The following is a 13,151-nucleotide window of genomic DNA, read 5'->3' as shown; positions in this document are numbered from 1 at the left end:
ATGACAGACTTTCCCGAAATATTGACTAATGAAAAGATAAACGAAAGAAATGCGGACTTTAGAAACGCATTATTTTCATTAAATAAAAAAACAATAAACGAAAGTAATATTGTTCATTTAATTAGAATCTACACAAAAACCAAACATATTGAATTGCGAAATAGAGTTTTAAAACTCTTGTATGATTTCGACTTTCATGAACTGAATGATTTCTTTAATTTGGCATATAAAAAAGAACGTTATTTAGATATGAAACTTTATGCTCTACGTGGAATTTCCCAATTTGCAACGGAAAAAGAGATTGAAAAAATATTACAAAAATTTAATTTGACTTTAGCAAAAAGACAAAAATCAACACCTTACAACTATCAAGAATATGAACTTTTAAGAGGAAAACACGCTTTACCTTTTCTTGTGGAAAAATATGGATATTCTTGTTTTGTTAAAACATTAAATCAAGTTAATAATCAATATAACCAAATGCCAGACGCTTTCAAAGGGCATTTTACGACTGATGAAAATGGAGTGATAGTAAATTTGAAAACAAGTGAGAAAAGTAGAAAAATGATGTCTGATTTTTTCAGTAAAATGAGAAATGGAAAATAAATACTACTGCCAACACCGTATAAAATTAATTGCTGCTTTTAGCTTATTTACGAAATTCACTACTTAAAACACGCAAAAAACCATATACAATCACGTTAGCTGTTATTAAAACACGAAACTAAAGAATCAGAATCCTCTTAAAAAGTCATTCATGAAATTTTATAAAATTATTACTTATTTGTGTATTGTACTTCTAAATTATTCTTGTGCTACATTAAAAAAAAATGAAATAATTGAAAACAAAGTTGAATTGACTAGGGAAAATTTGAATTTAATAGATGGTACATATAAAATCGATGAAAATAAATACCTTTCATATTCAGATTATTTTTTAGGTTCTTTTTGTACAAATAAAGAAAGTAAGTTAGTTTATAAAATTAGAAAGAAATCTGGAATTGAACCTTTATTTTTTATAACTCTATCAGTATTGAATAAAAATAAGATTAAAGCTAAACTTAAAATCAACAATAGCGTCTTAAAGACTTATACTATTAGAGGGAAAATAAAAAATGGATATTTTGAGCAAAATAGGAAAGGATATATATTGCCTGCATTATTAATTAATGAATTTCAATCGTATAAATTTAGAATTGGACTATTAAATGATGGCAATATTATAACTGATTCTAAAAAAGTAGATTTTGGGACAGTTTATTTTTTTAGTCCATTCAACAATAGTGGATCAAATTATAATTTAAGGCATAATAGAATATTGAACCTTAAAAAATAACAACAGCTAACAATGTGTCCTATGGTAAGTCCAGAGGTCGTTAGGTTATCCCCTACCACTAGCGTCTCACTAGTAGCAATACGAGTAAGAAACTACTACAATAAACAAACTCTATAAAAAATCATCCAGAAACATAGCTCGAAGCGTTATCTAGATGCTTCTACCCCTTAAAAACACTCTTCAAAGTGTTACTGAAGTCCTTCAAAGGTTCCTCTTATGGCTTCGAACCCCAAAAGGGATCACTTTTATCCATCCTGCCAAGCCCTTTAGACCATCTGATATCTGCTCGAACCCTCACTGTATCCCTTCGAAGGGTCATCATCACCCCACGAAGCATTAAAATATCTGCTCGAACCATATCTTGATAGGGATACCACCATATCGACAAGGGGGTATCCCCTTGTTGGGACGGGTTTTGTTTTTGCTTTTTTGTAAGACCATTTGATGATGGAACAATAAGTTACTATATATAAGATTTACCCGTTGTGCATTTGAGATTTTTTAATTCGAAATTCGTCAATTCAAGTGCTTCGACCAAAGGAAGAAGTGTATCGAGCCCTTCGACACGCTCAGGATGACGAGAATTTTGAGTTAAAAAAGCTATTCTCGATAGTTCTGCTGAGTCTGCCGAAGTACAATTTTTATTCATATCATCTCGAGCGTAGTCGAGAGGCTATTTCGAAAAACCACTCGAATTGATGCTTTTTTATGCTACTAATTTCTAAATGCACAACAGGTAAGATTTATACTTTTCTATACCTTTCAAAGTTAAATATGGAAAGATCAAATTATTTACATAAACAACATATCGATCTTTTAAATCTGCATCCGAAAAATTTTCAGGATTAAGATTTATAAAAAAGAAAGTCCGCATTGCACCACTTAAATCCATTAAATAATCTAAATCGTTATCTGATAACTCCTTTCGGATAATACCTTGAGTTTGTAACTTTTGTAAAATATGTAAATATCCTTTTTTCCTATCTGTATTGTCTTGTTCTACTTTCAAAGAAATATTGGCATAATTTCTTTTAATTTCAACAAAATCAACATAAAAAAACAAGTACTTCAAGGAGATTTCAAAAGTAAGTTTCGGTGCATCTAATATACCTTCAAATAGGTTATTGTAATCGAATGATTTTAGAATTTCTGAAGTCTCAGAAAGCATGTCTTCATATAAATTTAAAATCAAATGATTTTTGGTTTTAAAATGATAAGTAACATTACCATAGCTAATAGCCAGTTTTTTAGCCACTTCTCTCAAAGTCACGTTTTTAAAACCTTTTTTATTAAAAAGCTCTCTAGCGATATGTTTAATCTTTTCTTTCGTTTTCATTATTTCACAAAATTAGTCCAATTGGACTAATTATAAAAAAATTAAATATATTTGTATAAATCAATATAATTATGTCAACAATATACAAGAATAATCAAGCAAAAATAGATTTAATGAATCTGTATGATTTCAAACTACAAAGTTTAAACATTGATTATAGTAATATTGATATAAATTCGAAATTTGGGAGAACAAGAGTTGTTAAAGCAGGAAATGAAAATGGTAAAAAGATTGTGCTATTCCATGGTTACAATGCTGGAGCGCCTATAACACTAGAGGCTATTAAAGGAATTTTAAATGACTATTGCTTTTATGTTGTAGAAACCATTGGGCAAGCGACCAAGAGTGAAGAAAAAGTGATAAACATTAAAGATGATTCTTTTGCGCTTTGGGCAAATGAAATTTTGACAAAATTAAACATACAAAAAGCAAATATTGTTGGAATATCTTACGGAGCATTTATAGCTGAAAAGTTAATCGCATACAGCCCTCAATCCATTGAAAAATGTATTTTAGTAGTACCCAGTGGTATTGTGAATGGAAGTATTTGGGAATCTACTAAGAAACTTACATTTCCATTAATCAGATGGCGTATCACCAAAAATGAGAAACATCTAAAATCATTCTTAAGTGCTTTTGTTCCTATTGAAGATGATTTTTTAATTAGAATGTTGAGTTTAATAATGAAAGGGATAAAACTAGACACAAGGATACCAAAATTATTGAAGCCTAAAGCAACCAGAAACTTTAAAGCGCCTGTTTATATAATAGCAGCTAAAAACGATGTGTATTTCCCAGGAGAGAAGGTAGCTAAAAGGAGTAAAGAATTATTCTCTAACCTGAAAGAAGTTTATCTTTTAGAAAATTCAAAACATATGCCTTCAAAAGACAGTTATTCTTTAATTCAGCAAAAAATAAAAAAATGGATCAATTAAAAAAAGAGGAAATATGCTAAAACTTGCAGGATATTTAAATATAGGAATAGCAATTGCCCACTTAATCGGATTATTTTGGCTCGAAAAGGTTTTTAGAATTTTTGGAATTGAGGAAAAAATGAAAGAATTATCACAAATTCATTTTTCCTTTCCATATGTAGCAACTCTTTTGGTGGCAATGGTATTTTTTGTATTTGGATTATACGGACTTTCAGCAAGTAGTACATTTAAGAAACTTCCATTCTTAAAATTTGGTATATTTCTAATAGCCGGAATTTATTTATTGCGAGGTATTTCAGAGTTAGTGTATTCAATATTGAATAATTTTTTCCCAACTATGGGAATCTTTGCAACACTAATAGGTATTCTATATTTTTTGGGTGGATTGAAAAAATGGAAGGTGAAAAAGAAATAGCGGATCCACAATAATTTGGAACAAAATCTGTAACAAATAATGTTTTTGAAATACTAATAATAAAAACGATAGAAATGAATAGCATTACTAAAAAAAAATCAATAATTCTATTATCAGTGGGTATGTTAATAATTGCATTAACTCAAATATTTGCACATTATGTAGAATTATCTGACCTAATCAAAGGTTCATTTACAGGTATTGGAATAGGAATATTGCTAATCGTATTAACTTTTGGAAAATCTAAATTAATACGTTCAAATTAGAAAGCTTGACAAAAAGAGATTTGACAATTTGAAATTACCCAAATTTGTAAACGAGAAAAAACCTACCTAGTCTGGTAAAGTCTCCTGACTTTGCTTAAGTATAAAGTGTCCCCCTACAAAGTTACCAGACATCATAATAAAAAAGGGCATGGATATATTATTTTAGCTACACACAACAATTGTGCCCTATAAGCTGAAAAAACAAATCAAAAACACCTTTGAAAATATATTTATACAAGTGTGACAAAAATCACATTTTTACATAATTCACAATCTTATATTCGTCGTAAGAAATATGAATATTATGGCTATTATTAAAATACTAGGAACAGGATGTCCAAAATGTAAAAAGATGACGAATGTTGTTCAAGATGTTGTTTCTGAAAACAATATTGATGCAACAATTGAAAAAGTCGAGGATATTACCGAGATTATGAAATTCAACGTAATGACAACACCTGCCTTGGTAATAGATGATGTTATTACTATAAAAGGCAGAATACCTTCAAAAGATGAGGTATTGTCACTTTTAAACTAATTACAATACATATGCTAAATGATCATAGTAAAGCTTTATCTTTTTCAAATCAGGATACTGATATTCATATAAAGCAATCTAATAAAGGTTTTGGCATTACTACCTTTACTGTCGAATTACTTTTGAAGGCTTTTGCTGCTATTAACACGATTGACAATGTTTGACTGGTTACAAAACATTGCAGATTGGTTGGTATATGATGTCCTAAATTTAGACAAGGAACAGCATTTAGCTGAAGCATTGAATTTCTTTATTTATGATACTGTAAAAATTTTAATTCTTCTTTTTATCGTCATTTTTTTAATGGGAATTGTTAATAGTTACTTTCCTGTAGACAAGGTTAAAAATTATCTATCACGAAATAAATTATATGGATTAGAATACTTAATGGCAAGTCTTTTTGGTGTGGTAACCCCCTTTTGCTCTTGTTCATCAGTCCCCTTATTTATTGGTTTTGTGAGAGGTGGAATCCCATTAGGTGTTACCTTTTCGTTTTTGATTACTTCGCCCTTAGTCAATGAGGTTGCAATTGGACTTTTTGTTGGTTTGTTCGGTATTAAAACAACTATTATTTATATCGTTAGTGGTATTTTATTAGGTACTGTTTCTGGTGTAATCCTTCAAAAATTAAAATTAGAATCTTTTTTAACATCTTGGGTAAAAGAAGTTTTAATGACTGCTCAAAAAGAACAAGACGCTTTTATTGCCGAGAAACAAACCTTAAAACAAAGATTGCCTTTAATTTGGGATGACGTGTTTAAAATTCTTAAAGGCGTTGTTCCCTATGTATTGGTAGGAATCGCCATTGGTGGTTTGATGCACGGTTATATTCCTGAAGGATTCTTTGAAAAATATATGGACAAAGACAATCTGTTTGCAGTGCCAATTGCTACCATTTTAGCCATTCCAATGTATTCAAACGCATCAGGTATACTTCCAGTAGTTCAAGTTTTAGTTGCAAAAGGCATTCCTTTGGGTACTGCAATTGCTTTTATGATGGGCGTTGTTGGCTTATCGTTACCAGAAGCAATGCTTTTAAAAAAAGTAATGACTATAAAACTGATTGCTATCTTTTTTGGAGTAGTAACACTCTGCATAATTATTTCAGGTTACTTATTTAATATAATTTTATAAACAAAAAAACCCTTAGGTATCAAATAAGGTATATAAAACACTTCCCCAGATCACTAGTCTCGAATTCGTTAAAACATAAAGTATACCTCCTTTACCAAACCGTAAAAACATTAAAGATTTACTATTTTAGCTACTTATATAAAAGAAGTATAGTTAGCATGGTATTAATATCATCAAAATTGAATAACAATAAATGACAATTAAAAATTTAGTATCAGGATTGCTTACAGTTTTGCTTTTAAGTTGTAATTCGACTAAAAAAGAATCGCAAATAGAACAATCAAATTCTAACATTAAAATTGTGGGAGCAATGAAAAATGTAATGTGGAGAGGTCAATTAGGAAGTAGTATTAATCTAGATACTATTTCTGATAAGAAAGGGCTTTATGGGCTTGGGCCTGAAAGTTATTTGACAGGAGAACTGCTAATTAATGATGGAAAAAGTTATGTATCAAGAGTAACTTCAGACTCAACAATGACAGTTGAAAAGAATTTTAATGTTTCAGCACCTTTCTTTGTTTCTGCAAATGTAGATGAATGGACTGAAATAGAAATTCCTTCAAATATTAAGACAATTCAAGATCTTGAAAAATTTATTAACGAAAAAACTACTGAATTTAAACGTCCATTTGTATTCAAACTGACAGGTAAGATTTCTAAAGCAATCATTCACATACAAAATCTACCGGAAGGAACAAAAGTTTCTTCACCAGATGAAGCTCATCAAGGGCAAATAAATTACAGACTAAAAGATGACGAAGTAGAGATTGTTGGTTTTTTCTCTACAGATCATAAAGGGGTTTTTACACATCACAACTCATTTTTGCATATGCATCTGATAACTAAAGATGAGAAAAAAATGGGGCATTTGGATGAGTTAGAAATTAAGAATATGAAATTGTATCTACCCAAAAAATAAAGGCTCTCTTCAACAATGGCCGCTAATAAGCACTTGTTCTCACCTACTCTATTTTTGTAGATTTTTTACATGGTATGTACTTATACAGATTTGTACCAATCTATATAAGTAATCACAACAGAAATGCTATAAAGAATTTGACTACAGTCCTGGTTAATCAACATAGATGTAGTTAAAACACTTTATAAAATGTCGTTACTATAACCCCTCTGAAATCATTCGAAATAACAGACAATAATTGTTTTTCTTCTTTAACCTCAAAATTAAATGGTGGAGCTAATAAATTTAGACCACTTTGCTTTTTTAGCCTAATTCCTTGTCCAGAAATAATCTCTTTATTGGGTATAAAATTTCCTTCAGGTATATGTTCGGTTAACATAACATATTTAAAATTGGCTAGCTTTTCCACTATATTTTGTACTTCAGCATTCGATAAATGTTGTAGTACTTGTCTTAATAAAGCACAGTCTCCAGAAGGTAAATCATCTACCGCTATATCCAAACAACGGAATTCTAAATTTTCCTCTTTAAATTTTTCTTTATTACGTTCTATAAGATTTCTTACTATATCTACAGCAATATACTGCTTAGTATGTTTTACCAGTTCTTTTCCTACATTAAAATCCCCACAACCTAAATCACACACTACAAGAGGTTTTTTAAAAGAGGTTAAAAATGATGTTAAAACGTCTATATATGGATTTACTATCTCGGGATGATGTGATCCTAAACCTGAATAAAAATCAGATGTATTACCACCCCAGAGTTTCATTTCATAAACCTGTTCCATAGCATCTTTAGTTGGCCAAGGCTTCTTTATTTTTTTAGTTTTAATTTCATTGTCTTTTTTCTTCATAAACACTCTATTCGTCTATACAAATTATAAAAGCATAATTATATATATTCAAATGTAATACTAAAACATATATATCAGAACAAAGGTTGTTTTCTTATATGATACAACAAAACAGAATACAACGATGAAATGATCAAAACTGATTTCATTACATCGTATTATTCGAGATTAAATTGCGATTATACAACTAATTTAGAACCACTTACAACACCAGTAATCATTAATAAAACTCATGATTTGTTATAAAATAACTTGTTCTAAGGTCTCTTATTGAGGGTTTCTTTATTTCTTTGTATACTTAAATGTATTCATATCCATTTAAATACTATGAGAAAACTATGATTTTTCAACAGATTACAAATAAAATGGTGATGCATCCTAAACGACTTTTTCTAATCGATGGTTTAGGAGCACTACTTTCTGCTTTTTTATTAGGAGTTGTTTTAGTGAGCCTCGAAAGTATTTTTGGGATCCCTATGAAAGTACTTTATATTCTTGCGTTTTTGCCATGCGTTTTTGCGCTTTATGACTTTTATTGCTATCTAAGAGTTAAGAAAAACCAGAAGTATTTCTTAACTGCTATTGCATTGATGAATCTCATATATTGCTTTATCTCAATAGGAGTGGCCTTTCAACATATTCAAAAAATAACTGCTTTTGGTTGGACATATATTATATTAGAAATCACTATTATAATTATACTGATAAGCATTGAATTAAAAACAGCATATAAACTAGATTCTAAGTAGCACTTTCTATTGCATACTTCATCAGTTTGAGTAGTTTTTCATATAATAACAGAGAAAATTAGCTTGTCCTCTATTTAAGTATGATGATCGAAAACTCACATCTATATATCATAATCAAGCAACAACTTTTGTTTCTATCTTTTTATTTCGTAATCCCATAATCAACAACCATAAGCATAGTGACATCTCTCCCAGGTCTGCGGGAGTAGTAATATTTTGTAATAGTACTGAATCGGTATCTGGAACAAGAAAATATCTGATCACATCGATCTGATCGCCAATACATCCCAACATCAACAACACCCCAATAATCTTTGGTGCGAGCCCTGATTTAAAGATCATATATCCAAGCGGTAGCAGATACAATCCATAAAATACCTGTGAGATAAAATAACCATTGGTATGTAGTTTTAAAAAGAATGTGACCAAACCGTTTATCTGATCAGTGGTAAATCCAGCCATATAATCCGCTCCACTAGTTAACAACAATGGTGCTATCATTGCAAGCATCGTAACACATAATATCGCAACAGAGATCATAACCGACAACACCATAAGTTTGGATAGATTTTTATTAACATGTTTAAACACTCTTTCCAAAACTAATGGGTAGAAGAAAAAAGCAAGGATCATCACCAAATCACTAACAATTCCTAAACGGTATAACCAGCCATTATTAGCAATATTAGTTACAGTAGCAACGGGATCATCGGTCACAAAAATCTTTTGGCGAACAAAAAATTCTGCAAACACACCAGCTCCAATGATGATTAGAAATACTGCCCCTGCAATTCTTCCAATTTTTTGATTTGAATTCGTTTCCATACATTTTTTGATTTATTATTATTGACGATTCATTACATATTTTGTTACAATTGCATCTCGAAATACGCTGTGGCATAGCGTTTAGATAAACCGAAAGCAGATCTGTAGAAGTGCTTTTTTATAAACTACACTTCAAAAAAAATACTTGATATAATGATTTCACTTATGACAAATGAGATATAATTTTAAGATATTTTTATAGTTGTTATACCTATCGTTTTCCTATAATCTTTATTATTTTTGATTAGTTATAAGAAACCATACCTACATTAACTACAAAACACAAATGATCATGATCCAAAAAACAATATTGGCCGTTTTAGTAACCCTTTTTAGTTATACTGCATTTGCTACTCCTACCAAAATCATGGTAAGAGCAAAAGCAAAGGATGCCAAATTTATCGGTAACTCTATCGGAGGTGCTTATATAATTATACGTAATCAGCTTACAGGAGAGATTCTTTCTCAAGGTAAAACTAGTGGTGGCACAGGAAACACAACCCTGATCATGAAAACACCGAGAAAAAGAAATGTAAGGATTACAGATGATAAGACCTCTGGGTTTTTAGCAGAATTAGATATATCAGAACCTGTTTTTGTAACCATAGAAGTATTTGCCCCTGTAAATAAAAAACAAGCTACGGTAAATGCATCAACAGCATTATGGATAATTCCCGGAAAAGATATTTTGGGAGATGGAATTGTTATCGAGATTCCTGGTTTTGTGGTTGACATTTTGACTCCAAGAACACATCAGTTTATCTCATTAAAAGCTCTCGACAAAAAAAGCATTGCCGTGCAATCTAATATTGTAATGATGTGTGGTTGTACAATTAGTGATGGTGGTCTTTGGGATGCTAATCAAATAGAAGTAAAAGGAATTCTAAAAAAAGACGGTGCTAAAATTGAAGAAATAGATCTTATAGTCAATTCACCTAACCTGTTTGAAGGTACAATCAATATAGATACTACAGGAAGTTATGAGCTTGTCGTATATGCCTATCACCCAGCAACCGGAAACACAGGGGTTAATAAAGTAAACTATATTATAACTCCATAATGTATCTCCAAACTTTCAAATTTTGAAGGTGATGTTTTGTATTATCTGTTAATTACTTTGAAACTACCTTAAATCGTAAAACTGTTTTTAGTTTTTCGGTGGGTACTTTTCTAAAATCGGATAGGTAAATTTCTCTATGTACTTTAGACAGTCTGTAGAGATCTTCTTTTTCAGCAAATGCTTCCATCACCTTAAAACTTTCAGGTTCGTTGTCATAACTTCCCAGATGCATCATTTGAATACACTTACCTTCTGTTATTTTCTCAAATTTCACTTTTTCTAATAACACATGAGGCTTTTTTTCCTTGGTTTGATTAATCATATGTTTCGCTAGTTCATCATCAACAAAATTGGGCTGTCTGATCATTAATTTAAAAACCAGGTTATCTTTATCAATAGTACCTTCATATGTTTTCTTTGCTTCTTCAGTAATATCCCAAACGCCTTCTAGCGGGTAAACGGTATAATCAAAATATCCTTTGGGTACAGTTCCTTTTTTTAATCCCATTTTTATCCCATATGAAACCGCATACAGCATACCAATATATTCTGAAAAGAATTCGCTATTAGGATTACCCTCTCCTTCGATAGTAAGAAACTTGTATTCGGGAATTTCAATGATTTCGGGTGTATTTTTGGGTATATACACTCCTTTTTCTTTTTTTCTCCATTCATGCTTCATAACGCATCCTCTTTTAGTATATCATTTACACTTCGAATTGACCATAATTGGTAATATTCTAATCTTATAAAACAAAAGTAAAGTGTAATTATGACAACCCTATGTCAACAGTATTTATATACATGATTGTATTTTATGCTCTCTTTTCTATGGCTTTTTCAAGGATTGATTCAATAAACTCCTTTGCCATAGTCTCTTTCAGTTTTGCATATACTTTTTGATCTTGTTTACTTATTAGTCCAAACTGCTAGTTTATTTCCGCTAGGATCAATAAATTCAAATCGACTTCCTCCAGGGAAAGAAAATACCTTCTTAGAGATTTTTCCACCATTTTTTTGTACATTTTCTAAAGCCTGTGATAAGTCATCATGATATAAAACGACCAGAGTACCTCCAGTACTAATTTTTTCTACTTTGGCAAATCCTCCATCAATTCCCGCTTGGTGAAAATCACAGTACTGATCTCCATAATCTGTAAAAGTCCAACCAAAAGTATTGCCATAGAATTTTTTGATTTCATCTAAATCTAATGCTTGTAATTCTATAAAGTTGATTTTATTATTTTTCATTTCTACTTCTATTTATTTTGAAATAAAAATAAAGTGGAGTAATGACAACCCTATGTCAGTATACATTTTAATCTAAAAATTTTATTACGCTACTTAAAAATATTTTTTTTAGATCTTAAAAGTCGTTCCGGATAAAAAACGAGTTGTATCAAATTGTATTCTAATTGATTTAGATTAAATTTTTTCCCATCTACCTTGAAAGAAGAGAAGGGATACCAACGTAAATTCGTTCTTAAAATTAAAAACTCTTCAGATTTTCCCGGAACGATATCCCATCCGATAGTGATACCTGGTTCAATTTTATTAAATGTTAGTTTTTTGTTTCCTTCATCTGTAATTTCTGAATATTTGATATGATCATAGGCTACATTTAAACCGATAAATGGGGCAAAACCTGTATAATCAGTTAAAAATTTGGCTGTTTCTAATGCTACAGAAGTTTTTTTAATGGTTTGCCTAGTTCCATACGCTTGTTGTTCGAATTTTGGGTTTCTAAACGATACTGCTGTAAACATATTAGCTTTATTTAATTGATATCCCAAAGCAATATCAAAATAGCCGCCAGATGCTTGCTTTTTATTTAAATATGGGTATTCACTATTGTTGTATTCAGACTCTGCAAGAGAAAAAGAAACAGAAGGTCCTATAGCAGCAAAAAAATCACCAAAACTTGAAGCATTTATGCCCAAGTTAGAAACTTCAGGATAGCTATTCCATCTTTCATTTATAGTAGAATCTCCATTATCTTTAGTAAGATCCATAGCATAGAGTAACCCTAGTTGTAAACTAAAATTTGGGGTTTTAATTTTTTGGAATTCGGTTTTAGATATGGGGTAATTCCATGTATTATCAGGGTAATAGTTAACCCCCAGTCTGCCAGTAAAATTTTTATATCCATACAATATTCCTGCATCGGCAGTCCACGTAAAGTTTTTCTCAAGTTTAGGCTGATCTTCATCTGGCTTTACAACCTGCTTAAAATCTAACGCAGACCAACCAATACCAACATAAGGCCTGAGTTTCTTTTCTTGATATGCCCACGGCAAAAACCGCGCACCCGTAACTGTATAATGAGTAAATTCTACATCTGTTTCGTCATTCGATTTAAGATTAAACTGTTTTAAAGGAAAGGATACATAGAATTCTGCATGCCCCCAAAAATGAAAACCACCCCAATATAAGGTCGTATTTAAAGTTTCTGGATGCTTAAAACTAATAAGTTCATTTCCAGAAAGTCGTTTTCCTGTAAATGATGGGAGCAAATTTGCTCCCAATTCAAAATAGGTTTTGGCAAAATCTAATCTTTTTTTACCTGTAGCGGGTAGTGTATCTCTTTGCGCAGATACATTAAGTGAATAGAACAGGGCGAAAGCCACTAGAAAAATTTGTCTCATTATCTTAGTATTACGTTATGAAAATAATACCGCAAAAATGGATAACAAAAGAGACGGTGGCAATACGGAATTTGTACTATAAAGCAGAATATTCTAAATATCATACAAAAGTATGATACTTGTTTTAAGCATAAAAA

Annotated in this window: 17 protein-coding genes; 11 read left to right on the top strand and 6 right to left on the bottom strand. The window is 30.8% G+C overall.

Annotation, left to right across the window (positions count from 1 at the left end; genetic code table 11):
- On the top strand, positions 1 to 606 hold the full coding sequence (locus ATE84_RS12100; RefSeq protein ID WP_101448204.1) for a hypothetical protein: 606 nt from the start codon (positions 1 to 3) through the stop codon (positions 604 to 606).
- 151 nt (positions 607 to 757) lie between these two features.
- Entirely contained in the window at positions 758 to 1,336 is a 579-nt protein-coding gene (locus tag ATE84_RS12095; protein ID WP_101448203.1) for a hypothetical protein, read from the top strand.
- Between the two features lie 721 nt (positions 1,337 to 2,057).
- On the opposite strand, the gene ATE84_RS12090 is transcribed toward ATE84_RS12095, so the two are convergent.
- Positions 2,058 to 2,672 carry a TetR/AcrR family transcriptional regulator gene (locus ATE84_RS12090; RefSeq protein ID WP_101448202.1) on the bottom strand — a complete coding sequence of 205 codons (615 nt, stop codon included), beginning with the start codon at positions 2,670 to 2,672 and terminating at the stop codon, positions 2,058 to 2,060.
- Between the two features lie 71 nt (positions 2,673 to 2,743).
- On the opposite strand from ATE84_RS12090, the gene ATE84_RS12085 reads away from it, so the two are divergent.
- The 7 genes from ATE84_RS12085 to ATE84_RS12060 all read left to right on the top strand — a co-directional run bounded on the left by ATE84_RS12085 (position 2,744) and on the right by ATE84_RS12060 (position 6,879).
- A complete protein-coding gene (locus ATE84_RS12085; protein WP_101448201.1) occupies positions 2,744 to 3,607 on the top strand; it encodes an alpha/beta fold hydrolase in 864 nt (287 codons plus the stop codon).
- Positions 3,608 to 3,620: 13 nt separating this feature from the next.
- Entirely contained in the window at positions 3,621 to 4,022 is a 402-nt protein-coding gene (locus tag ATE84_RS12080; protein WP_101448200.1) for a hypothetical protein, read from the top strand.
- Between the two features lie 74 nt (positions 4,023 to 4,096).
- On the top strand, positions 4,097 to 4,288 hold the full coding sequence (locus ATE84_RS12075) for a hypothetical protein (RefSeq protein WP_101448199.1): 192 nt from the start codon (positions 4,097 to 4,099) through the stop codon (positions 4,286 to 4,288).
- Between the two features lie 295 nt (positions 4,289 to 4,583).
- Entirely contained in the window at positions 4,584 to 4,826 is a 243-nt protein-coding gene (locus ATE84_RS12070; RefSeq protein ID WP_369828517.1) for a thioredoxin family protein, read from the top strand.
- A gap of 11 nt (positions 4,827 to 4,837) precedes the next feature.
- A complete protein-coding gene (locus tag ATE84_RS26570; RefSeq protein ID WP_233195793.1) occupies positions 4,838 to 4,990 on the top strand; it encodes a hypothetical protein in 153 nt (50 codons plus the stop codon).
- The gene (locus tag ATE84_RS12065; RefSeq protein ID WP_101448198.1) at positions 4,983 to 5,960 is read left to right on the top strand and encodes a permease; all 978 of its coding nucleotides are present in this window, start codon (positions 4,983 to 4,985) and stop codon (positions 5,958 to 5,960) included. Before ATE84_RS26570 ends, ATE84_RS12065 begins: the two co-directional genes overlap by 8 nt.
- A 193-nt stretch (positions 5,961 to 6,153) precedes the next feature.
- Positions 6,154 to 6,879, top strand: a complete 726-nt coding sequence (locus ATE84_RS12060) for an acetolactate decarboxylase (protein ID WP_233195792.1) — start codon at positions 6,154 to 6,156, stop codon at positions 6,877 to 6,879.
- A 172-nt stretch (positions 6,880 to 7,051) separates the two neighbouring features.
- Here ATE84_RS12060 and ATE84_RS12055 read toward each other — a convergent pair whose 3' ends face one another.
- A complete protein-coding gene (locus tag ATE84_RS12055; RefSeq protein ID WP_101448197.1) occupies positions 7,052 to 7,735 on the bottom strand; it encodes a class I SAM-dependent methyltransferase in 684 nt (227 codons plus the stop codon).
- 338 nt (positions 7,736 to 8,073) lie between these two features.
- Between ATE84_RS12055 and ATE84_RS12050 the strand changes: the two genes are divergently transcribed.
- Complete coding sequence (locus ATE84_RS12050) at positions 8,074 to 8,484, top strand: hypothetical protein (RefSeq protein WP_101448196.1); 411 nt, start codon at positions 8,074 to 8,076, stop codon at positions 8,482 to 8,484.
- Between the two features lie 114 nt (positions 8,485 to 8,598).
- Here ATE84_RS12050 and ATE84_RS12045 read toward each other — a convergent pair whose 3' ends face one another.
- On the bottom strand, positions 8,599 to 9,309 hold the full coding sequence (locus ATE84_RS12045; protein WP_101448195.1) for a DUF4386 domain-containing protein: 711 nt from the start codon (positions 9,307 to 9,309) through the stop codon (positions 8,599 to 8,601).
- Positions 9,310 to 9,601: 292 nt separating this feature from the next.
- Between ATE84_RS12045 and ATE84_RS12040 the strand changes: the two genes are divergently transcribed.
- The gene (locus tag ATE84_RS12040; protein WP_101448194.1) at positions 9,602 to 10,369 is read left to right on the top strand and encodes a hypothetical protein; all 768 of its coding nucleotides are present in this window, start codon (positions 9,602 to 9,604) and stop codon (positions 10,367 to 10,369) included.
- A 52-nt stretch (positions 10,370 to 10,421) separates the two neighbouring features.
- Here the strand turns inward: ATE84_RS12040 and ATE84_RS12035 are convergent, their stop codons facing one another.
- From ATE84_RS12035 to ATE84_RS12025, 3 genes are all read right to left on the bottom strand, one after another.
- Positions 10,422 to 11,051, bottom strand: coding sequence for a GyrI-like domain-containing protein (locus tag ATE84_RS12035; RefSeq protein WP_101448193.1), 630 nt, complete (start codon positions 11,049 to 11,051; stop codon positions 10,422 to 10,424).
- Positions 11,052 to 11,278: 227 nt separating this feature from the next.
- Positions 11,279 to 11,620 carry a VOC family protein gene (locus ATE84_RS12030; RefSeq protein WP_101448192.1) on the bottom strand — a complete coding sequence of 114 codons (342 nt, stop codon included), beginning with the start codon at positions 11,618 to 11,620 and terminating at the stop codon, positions 11,279 to 11,281.
- An 89-nt stretch (positions 11,621 to 11,709) separates the two neighbouring features.
- Entirely contained in the window at positions 11,710 to 13,014 is a 1,305-nt protein-coding gene (locus ATE84_RS12025; RefSeq protein ID WP_101448191.1) for a hypothetical protein, read from the bottom strand.
- Between the last annotated feature and the right edge of the window lie 137 nt (positions 13,015 to 13,151).

The sequence above is a fragment of the Aquimarina sp. MAR_2010_214 genome (assembly GCF_002846555.1).
In the GTDB taxonomy this organism is placed as follows: domain Bacteria; phylum Bacteroidota; class Bacteroidia; order Flavobacteriales; family Flavobacteriaceae; genus Aquimarina.
This window is presented reverse-complemented; position numbering and strand designations above follow the sequence as displayed.